Source organism: Methanocalculus pumilus (genome assembly GCF_055382585.1).
In genome coordinates, this window is sequence record NZ_AP042393.1 from 752,917 (window position 1) to 769,232 (window position 16,316).

General features: G+C 50.6%; 17 protein-coding genes and 1 tRNA gene. 4 read left to right on the forward strand and 14 right to left on the reverse strand.

Annotated features, from left to right (window positions below; all coding sequences use genetic code 11):
• Positions 1-186: 186 nt before the first annotated feature.
• The 3 genes from ACZ44I_RS04055 to ACZ44I_RS04065 form a co-directional block, all read right to left on the reverse strand.
• Positions 187-1,065 carry an MBL fold metallo-hydrolase gene (locus ACZ44I_RS04055; RefSeq protein ID WP_464548527.1) on the reverse strand — a complete coding sequence of 293 codons (879 nt, stop codon included), beginning with the start codon at positions 1,063-1,065 and terminating at the stop codon, positions 187-189.
• A 136-nt stretch (positions 1,066-1,201) separates the two neighbouring features.
• On the reverse strand, positions 1,202-1,615 hold the full coding sequence (locus ACZ44I_RS04060) for a pyridoxamine 5'-phosphate oxidase family protein (protein ID WP_464548525.1): 414 nt from the start codon (positions 1,613-1,615) through the stop codon (positions 1,202-1,204).
• An 81-nt stretch (positions 1,616-1,696) separates the two neighbouring features.
• Positions 1,697-2,410 carry a Fic family protein gene (locus tag ACZ44I_RS04065; RefSeq protein WP_464548523.1) on the reverse strand — a complete coding sequence of 238 codons (714 nt, stop codon included), beginning with the start codon at positions 2,408-2,410 and terminating at the stop codon, positions 1,697-1,699.
• Between the two features lie 221 nt (positions 2,411-2,631).
• Between ACZ44I_RS04065 and ACZ44I_RS04070 the strand changes: the two genes are divergently transcribed.
• The gene (locus ACZ44I_RS04070) at positions 2,632-3,021 is read left to right on the forward strand and encodes a type II toxin-antitoxin system death-on-curing family toxin (RefSeq protein WP_464548521.1); all 390 of its coding nucleotides are present in this window, start codon (positions 2,632-2,634) and stop codon (positions 3,019-3,021) included.
• A 1-nt stretch (position 3,022) separates the two neighbouring features.
• On the opposite strand, the gene ACZ44I_RS04075 is transcribed toward ACZ44I_RS04070, so the two are convergent.
• Both ACZ44I_RS04075 and ACZ44I_RS04080 read right to left on the reverse strand, forming a co-directional pair.
• Complete coding sequence (locus ACZ44I_RS04075) at positions 3,023-3,286, reverse strand: hypothetical protein (RefSeq protein ID WP_464548519.1); 264 nt, start codon at positions 3,284-3,286, stop codon at positions 3,023-3,025.
• 14 nt (positions 3,287-3,300) lie between these two features.
• Positions 3,301-4,401, reverse strand: coding sequence for an SDH family Clp fold serine proteinase (locus ACZ44I_RS04080; protein ID WP_464548517.1), 1,101 nt, complete (start codon positions 4,399-4,401; stop codon positions 3,301-3,303).
• An 826-nt stretch (positions 4,402-5,227) separates the two neighbouring features.
• On the opposite strand from ACZ44I_RS04080, the gene ACZ44I_RS04085 reads away from it, so the two are divergent.
• Entirely contained in the window at positions 5,228-5,461 is a 234-nt protein-coding gene (locus ACZ44I_RS04085) for a hypothetical protein (RefSeq protein WP_464548513.1), read from the forward strand.
• A 275-nt stretch (positions 5,462-5,736) separates the two neighbouring features.
• Here ACZ44I_RS04085 and ACZ44I_RS04090 read toward each other — a convergent pair.
• The 6 genes from ACZ44I_RS04090 to ACZ44I_RS04115 form a co-directional block, all read right to left on the reverse strand.
• A tRNA-Gln gene (locus ACZ44I_RS04090) sits at positions 5,737-5,809 on the reverse strand.
• A 143-nt stretch (positions 5,810-5,952) separates the two neighbouring features.
• The gene (locus tag ACZ44I_RS04095) at positions 5,953-6,654 is read right to left on the reverse strand and encodes a LytS/YhcK type 5TM receptor domain-containing protein (RefSeq protein WP_464548511.1); all 702 of its coding nucleotides are present in this window, start codon (positions 6,652-6,654) and stop codon (positions 5,953-5,955) included.
• 257 nt (positions 6,655-6,911) lie between these two features.
• Complete coding sequence (locus ACZ44I_RS04100) at positions 6,912-8,345, reverse strand: COG1470 family protein (RefSeq protein ID WP_464548509.1); 1,434 nt, start codon at positions 8,343-8,345, stop codon at positions 6,912-6,914.
• Positions 8,342-9,415 (reverse strand): ABC transporter permease, encoded by a 1,074-nt coding sequence (locus ACZ44I_RS04105; protein ID WP_464548507.1) that lies wholly within the window; start codon positions 9,413-9,415, stop codon positions 8,342-8,344. The genes ACZ44I_RS04100 and ACZ44I_RS04105 overlap by 4 nt, the downstream gene beginning before the upstream one ends.
• Complete coding sequence (locus ACZ44I_RS04110; RefSeq protein WP_464548505.1) at positions 9,412-10,320, reverse strand: ABC transporter ATP-binding protein; 909 nt, start codon at positions 10,318-10,320, stop codon at positions 9,412-9,414. The genes ACZ44I_RS04105 and ACZ44I_RS04110 overlap by 4 nt, the downstream gene beginning before the upstream one ends.
• A 444-nt stretch (positions 10,321-10,764) precedes the next feature.
• The gene (locus tag ACZ44I_RS04115; protein WP_464548503.1) at positions 10,765-11,199 is read right to left on the reverse strand and encodes a C-GCAxxG-C-C family protein; all 435 of its coding nucleotides are present in this window, start codon (positions 11,197-11,199) and stop codon (positions 10,765-10,767) included.
• A 181-nt stretch (positions 11,200-11,380) separates the two neighbouring features.
• On the opposite strand from ACZ44I_RS04115, the gene ACZ44I_RS04120 reads away from it, so the two are divergent.
• Entirely contained in the window at positions 11,381-12,184 is an 804-nt protein-coding gene (locus ACZ44I_RS04120; RefSeq protein ID WP_464548501.1) for an EFR1 family ferrodoxin, read from the forward strand.
• A gap of 246 nt (positions 12,185-12,430) precedes the next feature.
• Here the strand turns inward: ACZ44I_RS04120 and ACZ44I_RS04125 are convergent, their stop codons facing one another.
• Entirely contained in the window at positions 12,431-13,858 is a 1,428-nt protein-coding gene (locus ACZ44I_RS04125; protein WP_464548499.1) for an IS1634 family transposase, read from the reverse strand.
• A 109-nt stretch (positions 13,859-13,967) separates the two neighbouring features.
• On the opposite strand from ACZ44I_RS04125, the gene ACZ44I_RS04130 reads away from it, so the two are divergent.
• Positions 13,968-15,170 (forward strand): MFS transporter, encoded by a 1,203-nt coding sequence (locus ACZ44I_RS04130; RefSeq protein ID WP_464548497.1) that lies wholly within the window; start codon positions 13,968-13,970, stop codon positions 15,168-15,170.
• Between the two features lie 44 nt (positions 15,171-15,214).
• On the opposite strand, the gene ACZ44I_RS04135 is transcribed toward ACZ44I_RS04130, so the two are convergent.
• Both ACZ44I_RS04135 and ACZ44I_RS04140 read right to left on the reverse strand, forming a co-directional pair.
• Positions 15,215-15,667 carry a DUF5814 domain-containing protein gene (locus ACZ44I_RS04135; protein ID WP_464548495.1) on the reverse strand — a complete coding sequence of 151 codons (453 nt, stop codon included), beginning with the start codon at positions 15,665-15,667 and terminating at the stop codon, positions 15,215-15,217.
• Entirely contained in the window at positions 15,668-16,300 is a 633-nt protein-coding gene (locus ACZ44I_RS04140; RefSeq protein WP_464548493.1) for a DUF2150 family protein, read from the reverse strand.
• Between the last annotated feature and the right edge of the window lie 16 nt (positions 16,301-16,316).

The window sequence follows — 16,316 nt, forward strand, 5'->3', positions numbered from 1 at the left end:
AGTTCTGGTATATATTGTGTGAACCCTGTATATCAGTGATTCAATCCTTTATGGGGCTAAAATAGTTTCTATCGGAGTCAATGGGTGGAGCAGGGGAGAGTCCATATTTATACTGGCAGAAGAGCTGCCCTGAAGATGAGGTGAAAGGTGTCGGAATCGTGGTATCCGGTCACCTCATAAGCCGGATCAGTCGAGGAGGTTTGGGATCTCCTGCAGCTTCAGGTGTCCGGCGATCGTCCGGGTGACCAGGGGGCCGGGCGCCTGCCCCTGGAGGCTGAGGGTTGAGATGGTGCGATCGGTGATTGCTGCCGGATCAGTCGCTCCCTCAGCAACAGATGCGAGCACCGTCGCATGCACCCTCTGAATCACGGCAAGCCCGATATCCATTTTGAGATAGGCATCTGATCCCTCGGCAGGAAGGTCCCATGAAGAAAAGAGGATGTTCACTCCTTCGAGTTCGCGAAGCCTTTTGATGGATGCAACTGATGCTTTTGGATCGTCATAGATTGGGAATCCGCCCTGCACAGGTATGGAATCGCCAGAAAAGAGGATGCCGGTATCCTCCATGAAGAGCGAGATGGATCCCGGCGAGTGGCCCGGCGTATGGATCACTGTTAATTCCGTCATACCGTCTCCGGATGTATCCGGGGTGATTCTGTCGCCATCTTCAAGTTCCCGGTCAACAGAGATGGGGCCGCTGATCAGCGACTCGAAGCCGGGCACCTGCCGCTCCCTGTTCTGGAGATCAAGATCCTCTATCCAGGTACGATCCGCCGGGTGCGCCGCGATTCTGCAGCCGGTTGCACGCTGGATCGCCCATACCCCTCCCATATGGTCAGGGTGGGCATGGGTCAGGATGATCTCCCCGATCTCACGGGGATCGCGGCCGGCTGCCCTGATCGCCTCGAAGATCTCGGTTCCGCATCCGGCAACGCCTGAGTCGATCAGGGTGATCGTCTCTCCAAAGATCAGATAACAGTAGACGAACCGTTCAAGTGTCACGCCGGGGGCGATCGGGATCGTAAAATTCAGCTTCAGTGCCTGAACAGAAGGTGCGGTTGCCATAAGCTCTCCTTATGAAGGGTATAGGAAGGAAGGAGGTATAAAAAGTACTGGTAAACAGTACTGGAAAAGATTCTGGTCTGGTATTCACCCTTTTTCACGTTGTCTGCTCAAACCCTGCCAGCCCCAAACGATCAGCTCAGAAGGTTACCCGTGGTGCTTCTGCTTCCCGCATATTATATTCCATGGTCCAGAAGTACGCCTCGCCACGGGAGATCCTGAAGACGACAAGTTTTGGATCGGCTGGCCCGGTGATTCCGATATCAAGCAGCCAGGGGCGGTCGCTGAGCAGCTTTTTTCTGAGCGTGATATCGCTCACCGGCTCGATTGATCCCGCAACCCGCATCATCTTTCCGGCACCGTCACCAGGGGCAAAGAAGCAGAGTTCGACTTTGGAGTTCTTTGTGAGCTGTTTCCAGACGTTCTTTCCAATACTCGTATGGTAGTAGAATCCTGTCTCATCGGCAAACCACATCGCAAATGCCCGGACCCGTGGCTGGTCCCCGTCCATGGTGGCGATATAGGTCACCGGGTTCTCATTAGCGAATTTCACGCATTCGGAAAAGTCCATTTTGGTTCCTCATAACTCCATTCGGGAAGGAGAAGGATAAATATTGCGGGTGGAGTGAGAGTGTCAGGTGGTCATCTTCAGTTTTCTGAAGGCTTTTATAACGCCTGCGTATGGCTCCCTCTTCAGATAGCCTTCCTGAGACTGCTGTTGCTTCATCCCCTCGGAAATTGATCCGTGTTGATCGCAGTAGATTGCATGGAGTTTCTGAACAATTGCCCTGCTGTTACCTTCATCTGCCTCTGCGAGTGCATCCAGGTACGCAGAACGGTGCTCAGGCCCGAGGTAGAGTGTCGGATATCCGCCCCGCTCAAGGATGGCGTTTGCGAGTGCCCTGCCCACCCGTCCATTCCCCTCAACGAAGGGGTGAATCATCTCAAACTGTGCATGGAAGAGTATGGTGAGTTCAAATGGTGCGAGTGTTTTCCGGTTCTTCCTGTACCATGTGATGAGCCTCTTCATCTCATCAGGGACAAGAATTGCCGGAGGTGGTTCAAATGCCGCCTTCTCAATTCCCACCTGGATATTCCGGTACTCTCCGGGACTATGGAGAATTCCGCGGAGGAGCAGCTCATGGATTTTTTTAATAAGCATCTCCGTGATGTCGCCGGAATGGTCCTCAAGGTACCTTCTGAGTGCGATGAAGTTAAGGATCTCATATATCTCCTCCATCTTCTTTCCGGCGGGTGAGATGTCATGTTCCAGTAGCTCCTCTGCTTCCCTGAGGGTGATTGTGTTGCCTTCAATTGCAGTTGTGCCCTGAACGTACCGGATATACATCGCATCACGGTAACGCCCGCTCTCATCGGGATAGCGCTCTCTGAAGCGTTCGTAGTAATAGCGGATGATTTCAAGATCGGCGGCCTCGTGGGCGGTAAGAGCTTTCCGGCGGTATCCGCCGCCTCATATCGGCACGCAACGTCGCGCGTGAGAACCTTTTTTCCCCGATAGCATCAATACTTCACTATTCCGGCGGCTGACGGAGGAGCGGGAGATCGGCAATGGAAGAGTTCACAATAGAGGAGGTGATCGGCTATCAGATCGAGATCATCTTGGCAAGCGACCTCGAGGAGGATCGGGGGCTCGAAGGGCTGCTGCTCAACCCCGGGAACCTCGACTTTACCGTGACGTTCAGCAACAACTTCCCCGACCCGTTTGAGCGAGCCGCGTTCGTGCTGCACGGGCTTGCAACGGGGCATGCCTTCGTCCAGGGGAATAAACGGGTTGCGTTTCTGCTCGCCGCTCTCATCCTCCTCCGAACACCGGAGCGATATACCCTCACAAGCTCCGACGAGGAGAATGACCGTTTCGTGCGGGACGTTGCCGAAGGCAGAAAGACACGGGAAGATGCCAGAGTCTGGCTCTGTTCGGTTGCGAAAAAAAGTCCGTGATTTATTCTGCCAGGAGCTCGAGGGTCTTTTTGTGCCGATGCATGAGCATCCTGAAATCATCGTCCTTCGAGGGTTGCGGCATCTCTTCCCGCGCCTCTGGAACGGGGCACTGGATTAGAGGCGCGATGGTGAAGTTACCAATAAGGCCAAAAGTCCCTGAACTCTGCATTGAAGAGACTGAATTGCCCGAGGAGTGATAGCGATACGGGCCAACGGGTTTTAAGAGCCCCTTCTCATTATCTGAACTTGTTATCCGTGAATACATCTCTCGCACCTCCTCTATACGGCTATCGTTTTCCAACCAGGAGTCATTGGTGTTACGTTGATATTAATGTTCAGGTCAGGCATGCGGACGGCGCTGATCGCTCTCATTGACCGGTACTCACTCCGCAGGCGGGTGCTTTCGACAGTTGCCTGGAGGAGTTCGTAGTTAACGGATGGGAGCGTTAAGAGCTGGATCTGCTGGAAATGTTGCTGGAATATTTGGGGCAAAAATTGTGGAGGAGTATTTGCCGGTAGTTGCAGTTGTTGAACCGACCCAATGGCTTGAGAAAGACAAGGATCCATCATAACTATGTCAAACGGGTTAAATGTCTCCTTGCATTTCATTTCCTCCTCCATGTTCTCCCATACCCTCCACATTAGCTTTTCAAGGCTCGGAGGTGCATCGATGACATTGAGACCAATTTGTTTTGCTTCTTTTCTCCCTACTGGATAACCGTGATGGTAGAAGGATTTGTTGAGTGCTTCAGATATTGCCTTCACCTTGTTGTGGTCAGCCATATGGAGACCGAGAAGTTTCGTACCGAGCGAGAGAGCGAGATTCGAGCTTCGCTTGGCGGCTCCGATGGGGATCGCCCCTACTTCTTTTGCGACCAGTTCAAAAGCGCGCTCTTTCTGCTCCTGATCCGAGATGCCTACATCTGTACTGACAAAATCCAGAAAGTGTGCCAGGTCTTCTGCGGCAAATTCGAGTTTTTCCTGCTTTCCTTCTATATTTTTAACAATGTGCAATTGAGGATCGACAGGCCCAAGGTTGGAAAACGGGTGCATGACTATTTCGTTAGCACCGAGGGCTAGAAGCGTCGCTGCGCTGTACGCTTCATATGGTATCAGAACGCCAACTTCATCAAATCGTTCACGCAGCAGGCTAATAATTCGCCACGAAACAATTGGATCGCCTCCTCTACTGACGATAAGGAGATCGATCTTTCTCTCATCCTCCGGGATCTCGAGGATCTGCCGGCAGAATTCCGGTATTACATCAGAAGCAATAACTCCTTCGGCATTTGGCCTCGAGCTGGTAACGTATGTGATGAGTGGCCGCCCGCGATCCTCCTCGATCTGCCTATATAAGTCGACCCTCTTGGCGTAGGTCATATGAGAACCTTGGATTAATCAATATATTAAGATGATGGATTCCTGCGAAGGTCTGCTACGGGTTTTGGGTGGCCAAAAGCCGGTGCCACACGGCGCCGCTCGCTCTGTTCCGGTCCAATGTCCGTGAGGGAGGGGTCCCGGCAGCTCCACATGCTCGATGCCCTTCTATCGTTCACTTTCACCATGCGCGGGATCCTTTTCTAAATATGCGGAACGCGACGATCCTTGCATGGTAACGCAGTTCCTCCACTCCGATCAGCGTTCTTTCGGATATCAACGTCTTTGAGAACGATTACATTCCAGAACTCTTCAACTACCGCGAAACCCAGCTTAAGGAGCTTGCCTACCACATCTACCCAGCGCTGCGAGGGGATCGATGATGGAACAATTCGATCCGATATCGATCATTTCCTCATCTCGATGTACCTGATGATCTCGTTCACAGGAACCCTATCACTGGAGGATAAATGGAAAAAACATTCATGATGCCATCGAGGGCAACAGGCATACAAGATGAAAATGATGGGGTGTTCCCATGCATTTTCATATAAAAGTGATTGCAGCAGAGGGATTCAGCAATGAAAAGTTCACAAAAGAGTATTTCCGGTTTATTATGCCTGCGATTACAGGCGGACGAACCGGGGAGTAGCTTGTGATCTGATCCAGAAGGACGAAGAGGTTGAATCCTTCCTTTCTTTCGGAATTAAATACCCAATTAAGCATCCACTAAGGGTCTGTTGAGATATAAATCAATCATATGTCGAGTCAAATAAAATATCTTCAACACCAAATCAATTCAAAGGGAGTGAAATAGTATTATTGACCTATGCAAATAATTGAGTTAAATGTTTACGCTGCCTACGTGAAGTGGATCTGCAGGACGCTTGTGGAGATGAAGGAGCAGGCCGGTGATCACGAGAATCGTCTGCGAGCGATCGAGGGCTGGCGGCACACGAAGATCGGCGAGGAACAGCGGATGAAGCGGATCAGCGCCGGTGCAGGCGACCTCGTGGGCGGGGTCGTGGCGGTCATGGTGCGGGTGCTCGGCGGTGGGTGGTAGAAGATCAGCATTATACCGCACTCCTGTATCCGCACTTTATCCACACCGGGCAGATCCTCCGCACCGCTCAGGGGCATGAGCGTCGCCCGTTCCGCCGAAAACCCGTGATACTATCCACACCCATCATCATGGCCGGTTTTCGCGCAGAACGTACTGCGTCTTCTTCCTCGACGGTGCCTTCCGCTCCAGAATACCGAGGTCGACCAGAGCCTTGAGCTCTTTGAGGGCGGTCGTTGCCGAAACGCCGGTGAGAGATTGATATCCGCTGTTGGTGATACTCCCGGGCGGATTCGAACCGCCGTCGCCGGATCCAAAGTCCTGCATGATTGACCACTACACTACGGGAGTGAGAAGATTCTCCATATATTAACAGTAAAAAGATATAGCGGTTTCTAGGGGTTGCGGGCCGATTGGCATCTGGTCAATCTGCGTCCAAACGCAATTCATTCTTAAAATCATTGTTAAAATCATTTTTTTTAGAAATGAGTGGTTTATCTCTTTCTGGTATCCTCAGTTCCGGGCATTCCATTCACTTTCAGCTTCAGCTCTCCGAGGAGTGCATCACGTTCTGCCTGTATCTCCCGCTCTTTCTGGATATTTTTCACCATCATGGCGAAGACGAACATTCCGGCGGCATTGGCAAGGACCATCGGCAGATACACTCTGCTGACAATGGCAACCGCCTCATCAAAGGGCTTCACCATCATGAGCGTGAGTGCCATGTGGAAGACCTCCATCAGAACCGCAAATGCAACGGCTACCGTCGTTCCGGGAAATCTCTTCTTATAATAGATCCATATGAGTCCACCAAAGAGTCCGGCGAAGATGGCGGAGAGTGCACAGGAGTACATGGTGATTCCGCCCATACTCAGGCGGTAGGCGGCACCGATCAGTCCTGCCCCCATTCCAACCCAGGGCCCGGCCAGCAGTCCGGCAACCATTGGCCCGAGATCACGGACGTTCACGACTGATCCGAGGAACTCGATCCCGGAGATCGATCCATAGACCGAAAGACCTCCGAAGAAGAGGATGAGGATGATACGGGTTTTTAAGGTCGGGTTGCCATCGAGGATCTCGGGGAATATCCGGCTCTGCGTGAGGAGATATGCAGCAACAATGATGACGCATATGAGCTGCAAAAGCACATTGAACTGTGTTAAGAACGATCCATCCATGGTGACAATCCAGAACAAGTTGCTTATGATTCACTATAAACCATATGGGTTAACGATCTCAGGTTCATGGAGAGAAGAACCAGAGGATCAGGCGATAGAGGCCCTGCCATGAATGTTTTTACTGAATCCTTCTGGGTAATGGCTTTTTTTCGATAAAAAGGAGTACGTATTTAGATCGTATCCAAATCCCCTGCATAAAGAGAAAGTGAAGATTCTCAGGTAGAGTTTTTTGAGAATGTGAAAGATTCCGGGAGGGAGAATAGTCCCGGAATGTTTTACCGTCTCCTGTGCCGTCGGAATCCCATATATATTCCCCCGGCAACGATCAGAAGGAGGAGCACGCCAAGAATGGCGGTAAATGATCCTTCTTTTACCGCGACCCTGAAGTCGTCTTCGATCATTGCCTGATCAGAGGCGACCTTCATTGTAAACTTGTACTCGCTTGCCACCACGTTCGATGGCGGGATCAGTGTCATATCAAAGACTTTCCGCTCTCCGGGAGCTATTTTGGCAATAGTCTCCGGGAAAATCTCGGCTTTCCATCCTGTTGGTGCTGAGATCTCAGGAATGACGGCTGTAAGATCGCCGGATGTCCCGGAATTTCGAACGGTCATCCGGAAGGAGAGTGGTTCTGATCCTGTCGTTTCCAGAACATAGCGGTCAAGGGATACTTCCATTCCATGCGATCCACTCACTGATGCTTCGATTTCAGTTGTATATCTATCGCCGTTTGGTGCCAGGATAACTGATGTAAAGGTATATTTTCCGGTCTCTTCCCTGTATCTGGGGGTGATGATCATCTCTAGATCGCGGGAGTCTCCTGGAGCAAGATAGAGGGCCATGACTCCTTCTCCCCCCTGTTTTATCCGGTACCGTAGTGACCAGTCACGTGGAATCTCCTCCCCGGTCAACTGGAATGTCGCTCCGGCACGACCAATATTTTTCAGTTTGATGGGTATCGATGTTGAGGTTCCTGGTGTCACCGTTATTGCCTGTGTCTCCCATGTTACTTCAAGAGCAGTATTACGTGTCTGGAGAACGAGATCCCCAAGCTCCTCGGTAAGGCCTGCACGAACCCTGGTTGTGATCGATGATGGTGCGTCAAACCCCTCTTTTTCCAGGAGTACGCTATACTCACCCGGTTTGGCAACGGTTCTGAGCGTTCCATCAGAGGCACTGGTCAGATGGATCGGCTCCAGTCCGCCTCGGAGGGGTTTAAGCACAACTGCAACCCCACCCACCGGCTGTCCGATCTCATCAACTGTTTTTAGGGCAAGCACACCCTTTTCCCCTTTATGTGTTTTATCTACCTGGATGGTCAGCCAGAGCGTGCCATCACCGACATATACTTTTACCCGGTACTCTCCAATCGGTGTCTCTGAATCGACATCAACCTCAAGGGTGACTGTCTCCTTGCTTCCCCGGGGCAGGGTTATCTGCGTCACCTCCTCGCCATCTTTTGTAAACGTAAAATCCCAGTCTGTTGTGCCGGCAAACTTTTGCACCCAGAGCTTTCCTCTCTCTCCTGTTCCCGTACTCTCAACAGTGATCTGGAACGAAGATACCGTTCCTGCCTCTACAACACGGCCGGGAAACGATGTTGAGATGGTATATTGCTGGGAAACTGCATTGGCTACTGCTCCGGATGGAATTATGAGCAGGACAATGAACATCACTGGTATCAGGTATCTGGATGCTTTTGCTATCATCTTAGATCCATCCTCATAAACCGTATATAGGCAATCCCAAAGAAAACTGCAGGGAATGCGAGGAGAGCGATAATCTGTGCAATAATCCCATCGTCTGAGCCAAAGACAGATACTGACGAATACGCTGCGCTTATTGATCTGGTAGACCCAAAGGTTGATTTAAGCATGAGATTTGTTGATATCTTCTCAAAACTCATTGTTGGTGAGAATAATGAGGCAGTATCGATTACTGCCTGTCGCCTGGACCACCATGCTTCCATATCTTCCCGGTATTTTGTAAACTCCTCGTCATCAAAACGGATTGGCTGCATTTTTGGTTCTCCCTCTCCCTCTCCATATACCACAACTTCCATGTCTGAATAGAAGGTCTGCGGCATTTTTGGTTGTTCTCCGGCAATTGCATCTGCTGCCCCGTGCTGAATAAGAACCGGGATGAGACTTGAGAGAATGATGAAGATGATGAGGGTATAGATCAATGCTGCTCCACTCGTCTCTGATAGTGCGGACATACAAAGAGCAATGGCAAAATATGCGATGATCATCAGAAATGCCGAGATTGCAAAGATAAGAATTGAGGACCACTCATCACCTGCCGGAACGATACCGGCAATTAAGAGGAGAGCAACGGATATTCCTATTGTCGCTGCAAAAACAGCTGCAAGCGCTCCTCCTGCACCGATTGCCTTTCCGTTGATCACTTCATCCCGGAAGACCGGATGTGATAGAAGAATCTTGAGCGATTGTGCCTCACGTTCACGGGTGATGAGATCGAATCCCGCCGTGATTCCAAGGAGTGCTCCCATCGTCACAAGGAGGGATCCAACTGAAGAGAAGATGATCATCGTTGATGGACGGTAATCCATGAACCCCTCCATGAGATCCCGCTCCTCTGGTCCGATAATTGCAAGGTGTTCATTATAGGAGTCAATAATCTCCTGGTATTGTGAAATGCCTCCGATCATCCCGATAATTGTGATGGCAAAGAATATTGCAAATATTGCCAGTATTGTCCTGTTCCTGAATGAATCTGCAAATTCCTTTCCTGCAATTACAAAGAGTGCGTTACTCATGCTGCTGCTCCCTCCCTGAACCGTGCAAGAAGTGCTTCTTCTGAGGATTCTGCATCAATCTGGAGAGTGCGGATTAATACTCCTGAATCTGCAAGGATATCGGATATCTCATCCCGTATATCATGTGATGCCCGGATAATTGCTGTCTGCCGGTTCTGTGTATAAGTGACTGACTGTATGGCTGGGTCTGAAAACTCCGGTAGGGTTGTTCTGCCCTCCACCTTAATCGTGACCTCTCCACCACAGCGGGCGATATCTTCCCATGTTCCATCAGCCACGAGTTTTCCGCGCGAAAGAAGTGCGATTCGTGAACAAAGGACATTCATCTCTGAAAGAATATGAGAGGAGACCAGAATGGCAGCACCTTCGGAAGCTGCCTGCCTGATGATCCTCCGGTAATCTGCAACACCTATTGGATCGAGATTTGCAGTTGGTTCATCCAGAATGATTACTGGTGGGTTGTTGAGGAGTGCTTTTGCAAGGCCAAGCCGCTGCCGCATCCCTTTTGAATATCCACCTATAAGGGTTTCCACGCTACCAAGGCCGACGATTGCGAGGAGCTCCTCGATCCTCTCATGCCGCATGTTCTCTTTCATCTCATAGAGGCGGCCGAAAAAGTCAAGATTCTCCCTTGCAGTGAGTTGGGGATAGAATCCCACATCTTCGGGCATGTATCCGATCTCTTTCTTTGCTTGTTTTGGCTCATGTGCCATATCATGCCCGGAAATCCTGATGATTCCTTCATCCGGCTCAATGAGACCTGTTGCCATCAGGATGGTCGTGCTTTTTCCGGCACCATTTGGACCGAGAAGACCGACGATCTCCCCTGCTTCAACGGAAAGGGAGAGAGCATCGACTGCTGGTACCCCATGATACCGTTTTGTCAGATTACTGATCTCAATCATTGTCATGTGTACTATTTTCCTTGTGTTTTCTGTTTTGGAACGATACAGAAAGAATCTGTTCCATTTGAATGTTCATGAGAAACTACCTCTGATTCCAGCTTGATTCAATGAGGTGGCTGGAAAAAAAGGTCAAAAGAGCGAGAGGATCGATCTGTATTCCGAATATTATCAATCCTGCAAGAAAAATGTAGTGAATAATACTTCAGATTATTATGGGCGTGGGAAAAAAACCTCATTGTATTCTTATGTACCATTGTATCACTTCTATCATGTTTGATCGCCGGGAGCCTTTTGATTCTCTACCCGGTTATCCATTGATAAAGGATTTCTGTTCCCGTAGGAACCTTCATCAGGATAGTGTAATTTACCATTCGTCTGGTATATTGTTATACTTTATGTCCCAATCTTCGAAAAGTAAAATAATATTGTTTTCCATCCTCTCAATCAGATCATTCTCTCTAGGATCGCCGCAGCACCCCTCACATACTCCGGGCATCTCGTCGCAAAGAGGTTCTCTGCCCGTGCCTTATCGAAATTCTCCTGGTTGCTCAGGTCATATCTGAGGAGCCCTGTGCAGTTGATTGATCTGTTCTTTTCGGTGAACTCATCGATGAACTGCCGCACAAGTGCCCGCGTCTTCTCGTTTGCGGCGGAATCGCCTGCTTCGGATTTCCCGTATTTCAGGCCGATTGCAAGGATGGCACCCGAGACGGCGCCGCAGGTATTGCCTGTCAGTGAGACTCCGGCGCCAAACCCGCAACTGATCTTCTTTGCCAGATCCCCGGAGAGCCCGAGATCGTCTGCGAATGCCGAGAAGACTGCGGAAGAGCGGGTGAAGCCGTTATTGAATGCCGTGAGTGCGTCGTCTGGTTTTGCCATGATGGTTTCCTTTTAAATGATTGTTGGGATTCCTGCGTGGATATCTTTATCCCGGATTGTACGAAAGGGAGAATGAATGCAGGCGAATTACCTCCCTGCATTTAGAATACCTCTGAGAGAGAGCCTCTGACTGAGAATCCCTGACAGAGTATCCCTGACAGTAACCCCCTGGCATGATACCATGACAACCATCATCTATTCCTTCACCGGCACCGGCAACACCCTCGCGGTTGCCCGGCAGCTTGCTGACGCTCTTGGCGATACGACCATCATCCCGATCACACGGGCGATGAAAGACGGCCCCCTCCCGCCGGAGGCAGAGACAGCAGATGCAATCGGGTTCGCATTCCCGATTTATTATGTTGATATGCCCGCTATTGTGCAGGAGTTTGTACATGGGCTTCAGATACACGGCAACCCCTATCTCTTTGGGGTTGCCACCTGCGGAGGAAGCCCCGGAGGCGCCCTCTATAATCTCGATGCTCTCCTCAAAACAAAAGGCGCCCATCTCTCCCTTGGCGCAGCCATTACGATGCCCGAGAACTTCATCGGGCCGATGAACCTGATGGAGCCAATCGAGAAGGTCGAAGGAATACTCGCAACTGCACGGGATCGGATCCCGGAGATTGCGGACGCAATCCGCAGCAGGAGGGAGTGCCCACTCGAAGGATCGGACTCAACACCCTACCGGGTTGTGGCATCCTTCTTCAGATTCCTCGTCACATCCGTCTACGGCACTCCCCGGCGTCTCCATGCAACCGATCGCTGCAACCGGTGCGGGATCTGCGGCCGGATATGCCCGACAGGGAATATCACCGTCACCGACAGTGCTGTCATCTGGGGCAGCGCCTGCACCTGGTGCTATGCCTGTATCCACTGGTGCCCACAGGAGGCAGTCGAGATCGGAGGACGGACAAAAGGCAGGCGTCGGTACCATCACCCGGATGTGACAGTGAAAGATATGGTGGAGCAGAGGGGGGAGTAGCCCACCTATACCATTTCTGAATGTCCGCCGGGGTTCAGAAATCAGGGGTTGCCATGATGCCATCTTTATCAGCACCATTGAAATGGTGTGATCGATTCATCTGTATGATGCGCACCGTCGCATCAAACCTAAGTTTGCCACTTTGGCTTCAGCCACCCAATGAGAGCATCCACTATCGTGATCTAATTTTTACAGAATTTCATCGGGAAACTGTATTTGACAGTTGAAGATTTTCCAATCAAAAATTCATGTTGCCGTCCAATTATGCCGTAAAATCATCGTGTTGATGGCATCAAAATTGGAGTGAATGAACCTTTTTGTCTTCCTCATCCACGAATCAACCGTAACTGTCAAATTCGATAGCGCCTTTTTGATGAATTTCGTTGACGTATGCTTTAGTTCCGGGATCTCAAATCGGATCAAAGAGATAAACAACTGTGCAAGAAACCCAATGATTAAAGCACCGTAAATGCTGTTATCAGTCCATACACGCAATGGTTTGATCTCGATCTCATTCTTGAGAGAGTTGAATATCTTCTCGATCGAGTCCTTTTTTCGATAGGTCAGAAGGGCTTCGATAAGTGTCAAATTCTTACTCGATTTCAGGCAAAAAAATCCCTCTCTGCCGGTGATGAACTTATCTTCAAGCAGCCTGACGGCATCATCTTCGGAGAGTTCAATCAGCTTTGTCTGGATCGAGTAATCCACATCAACAAGAAGATTGTTTATCCGGAATCGTTTCGGAAGGGCCTTCTTCTTGTCAATACTTTCCTGAATGGCCTTTGCTTCTTTTATCTCCCGAACGACTTTTCTGGCTCTGGATTCCAGCTGCTCTTTCTGCAGTTTTTCTGAGAAGTAGAGATAATTGATACTGTTCGGTTTCTCGATTTTAATCCCGCGAATCCCTGACTCCTCATCAATAACCTGAGGATTATAGGTCTCAAATTTGGCGATTATCTTGTCATCGCTCTTGTTGAGCTTCTTTCCGGTGATGTACTGCATATTATCTGCCCGGATCATCTGGGTATTGGCGACACTGTTCGCTCCTTTATCAAATATTACCAGAGAACCCTCTCTGAGACTGCCGCTTGATTGCTGATAGGTCTTCTTGAAGTGGATCTGATCATTGAGATTGCCGGGTTCGATTGTCAGTCCAATTGGGACATTGATCGGGTCGGCAAGTTCTGTGATACCAACGGTGATCTGTTTTTTATCTGGCCGATGATCACGACTGTAGCCATACTTTCCAAGCGGTGCCTTACCCCCATGAAGAACAATGCTGGTCCAGTCCATGTTGATGTTTGTATGCTCAAATTCATATCTCTCAAACAGGATGTCCTGGATGTCGGATATGATTTCTTCCCGGTTGGCACCAAGGGTTTCAAGGACACGGTAGAGTGTTCTTTCGCTGAATGCAGGGAGAGAGAATTCGGTAAGAACTTCAGGCCGGTTGATCCATTCGTGAGACCGCTTTATGCTGAAGTTATCCGTCATTTTGTAGCTGACAAGAGCTTGAAGCAAATTATTGATGTCGATACCTCTCGTCTTGTGTTTCCCGAAAACAGAGGGGAAATTCAGGGTTTCATACAGCCTTTCAATGAGGAGAAGGGTGCCGATAGGAAAGGATATATTCTCATTCGGCTCTATCTGATTAGTTCTTAGTTTTGTTTGCATTTTTGTCGATACAAACATCACTAAGAACACACTTATTTCTTGTTAATGGCAAAGTTGGGATCAAAATGAATTGGTGTATGAACAAACCTCATAATAGTGTGAAACGAACATGCCCTCCTTCCTCTCCCTGAAACAGAATCCCGCCCTCAGGCTGATCCTCCTTCTCGGCATCGTCAGCCTGTTTGGGGATATGGTCTATGAAGCGGCAAGGAGTATCACGGGCCTTTACCTCTTCTATCTCGGTGCCACTGCCTTTGCTGTTGCATTCATTGCGGGATTTGGGGAGTTTATCGGGTATGCCGTGCGCCTTCTCTCCGGGTATATCGCCGATCGGACCGGCTCCTACTGGAGTTTTGCCATTGTCGGCTATCTGATGATCGGGGCAATTCCCCTCCTTGTCTTTGCCCAGGCATGGGAGATTGCGGCAATTCTCATCATTCTTGAGCGCCTCGGAAAGGCGATCCGATCACCTGCAAAAGATGCCATCCTCTCCCATGCTGCGCACAGGGTTGGCCGGGGAACCGGCTTTGGCATCCATGAGGCGATGGATCAGATCGGGGCTGTTGCCGGGCCTCTTGTATTTGCACTCTCGATTGCAGTTTCGGGAGGATATGAAACAGGCTTTGCCCTCCTCTCGATTCCGTTTATCCTGCTCATCATCTCGCTCTTCATCGCATACAGGACGGTTCCCGATCCGGTATCCCTTGAGGAAGATACCGTAAAGCGCGATCTCCGGCATATCGGGAAGCTGCCACAGCTGATGCTCCCCTATGGCATGTTCACCGTCCTGACGATGGCAGGCTTTGCAGTCTTCCCACTGATCGCATTCCACTTCTCTTCCGCCTCCGTCGTCCCTGAGGCGCAGATCCCCGTATTCTACGCGATAGCAATGGCAGCCGATGCCTTCTTTGCACTCATTATCGGTGTCCTCTATGATCGGATCGGGCTTGGCGTTTTAATTGTCATCCCGCTTATCAACATCCCGATCGCACTCCTGGTATTCTCCTCAAGCTACCTGTTTGCCCTTCTCGCCGTCATCCTCTGGGGGCTCTCGATGGGATCGCAGGAGACTGTTCTCAGGGCGGCTCTGGCTGACCTCACCTCCATCTCAAAACGGGGAACCGCATATGGGATCTTCAACACACTCTATGGAGGCGGCTGGTTCATCGGGAGCATCATCATCGGCATACTCTACGAGTTTGATATCGGTATTCTGATCGGATACCTCATCCTGATGCAGATCGCGGCACTGGGGGCATTTGCCTGGCTTGCCAGATCGATCCGCCCGAAAGCCGGGGAGATTGGAGTATAGGTGAAAAAAGGTCTCATGCGGGAATTGGAGCAGGATAAAAGCTCTTACTGCTCTATCCCCTTAATCGCGTCTTCTGTCTTCTTCGCGAGCTCATGCTGCCCCTCGAGCTCGGCGACCCTCCGGATCGCCTCGAGCCGGTGGACGGCGTCTTCGAGGAACGAGAGGATATCGGCGGGGAAGAGGTCGATCCCGTATTCATCGAGGAGATGGGCATGGATCTCGCGGTGGTCGAGCCCCAGCGTCCGGAGCTCGATGAGCATGAGGACGAACTTCTGCTCAGGGCATCCGCAGAGCGGCCTTCCTTTGCACTTGCAGTCAAGGAAGTCCTTCTGGAACCGGAGGAGCTGTTCCCTGAGCGTGGAATCGAGCTGTTCGTAGTTGATCCCGCCATCAATCATCTCCAGGTTCGCACCATGGAAGGCGAAATCAGGCAGGCGGTACCCGGCGATCCGCTGGATCTTGCGGACTGCACGGAGCCTTGCTTTACTTGCGATCACTCAGGCTTCTCCGGGAACCTCATCGAACTTCTTTAAGGACTTCATCGCCTCGCCCATCTTCTCGATAGCCGCAAGCCACTCATCAAAGATCGTCGGGTCATCCGTATCCTTCACGTACCGTGCACAGCAGGCAGCACCGCCGATGACGGCAGATCCAATCTCCGCTGCAATCCTGAGGGTCTCTTCGGGATCCTTGTCTGCTGCCTTCTTCCCTTCCTTCACGAGCGCCTTGATATCTGCATCCGTTTTGCCTGCAAGGAAGTTCCTGCATGAGGCGAAGACGACCATCATCGCGATCTGAACCGATCCGATGATCTCCCCGAGCTCATCCTCAGGAACCGGCCCCATCACAATCGCCTCTACTTCAGCGAGCTTCTTTTCCGCATCTTCAAGGCTGATCCGCTCGTTCTGCCAGAGCTTGATGATCTTCAGGATAGCGAGCGTGATATCCTCGCTGAAGTTCTCAAGCATCCGGAAACCTTCAGGCATCTCCTCGCCATCACCCTCGAAGTCTGCATCAGCAAGCGTTGTCAGCCAGTTATCCCATCGTTCCTGATTATAGAAGATATAGAAGAGCTTCATCGGCTCTTCTTTCTTTGCTTCACTCTTCTTCCGCGCCATTTCATGTACCATCTCACCTTAATCTTAA

Excerpts from the sequence above, each read along its gene's own strand:
- ACZ44I_RS04055 (WP_464548527.1), bottom strand. The coding sequence starts at position 1,065 with ATGGCAACCGCACCTTCTGTTCAGGCACTGAAGCTGAATTTTACGATC.
- ACZ44I_RS04065 (WP_464548523.1), bottom strand. The coding sequence starts at position 2,410 with ATGTATATCCGGTACGTTCAGGGCACAACTGCAATTGAAGGCAACACA.
- ACZ44I_RS04070 (WP_464548521.1), top strand. The coding sequence starts at position 2,632 with ATGGAAGAGTTCACAATAGAGGAGGTGATCGGCTATCAGATCGAGATC.
- ACZ44I_RS04075 (WP_464548519.1), bottom strand. The coding sequence starts at position 3,286 with ATGTATTCACGGATAACAAGTTCAGATAATGAGAAGGGGCTCTTAAAA.
- ACZ44I_RS04080 (WP_464548517.1), bottom strand. The coding sequence starts at position 4,401 with ATGACCTACGCCAAGAGGGTCGACTTATATAGGCAGATCGAGGAGGAT.
- ACZ44I_RS04085 (WP_464548513.1), top strand. The coding sequence starts at position 5,228 with ATGCAAATAATTGAGTTAAATGTTTACGCTGCCTACGTGAAGTGGATC.
- ACZ44I_RS04100 (WP_464548509.1), bottom strand. The coding sequence starts at position 8,345 with ATGATAGCAAAAGCATCCAGATACCTGATACCAGTGATGTTCATTGTC.
- ACZ44I_RS04105 (WP_464548507.1), bottom strand. The coding sequence starts at position 9,415 with ATGAGTAACGCACTCTTTGTAATTGCAGGAAAGGAATTTGCAGATTCA.
- ACZ44I_RS04110 (WP_464548505.1), bottom strand. The coding sequence starts at position 10,320 with ATGATTGAGATCAGTAATCTGACAAAACGGTATCATGGGGTACCAGCA.
- ACZ44I_RS04115 (WP_464548503.1), bottom strand. The coding sequence starts at position 11,199 with ATGGCAAAACCAGACGACGCACTCACGGCATTCAATAACGGCTTCACC.
- ACZ44I_RS04120 (WP_464548501.1), top strand. The coding sequence starts at position 11,381 with ATGACAACCATCATCTATTCCTTCACCGGCACCGGCAACACCCTCGCG.
- ACZ44I_RS04125 (WP_464548499.1), bottom strand. The coding sequence starts at position 13,858 with ATGCAAACAAAACTAAGAACTAATCAGATAGAGCCGAATGAGAATATA.
- ACZ44I_RS04130 (WP_464548497.1), top strand. The coding sequence starts at position 13,968 with ATGCCCTCCTTCCTCTCCCTGAAACAGAATCCCGCCCTCAGGCTGATC.
- ACZ44I_RS04140 (WP_464548493.1), bottom strand. The coding sequence starts at position 16,300 with ATGGTACATGAAATGGCGCGGAAGAAGAGTGAAGCAAAGAAAGAAGAG.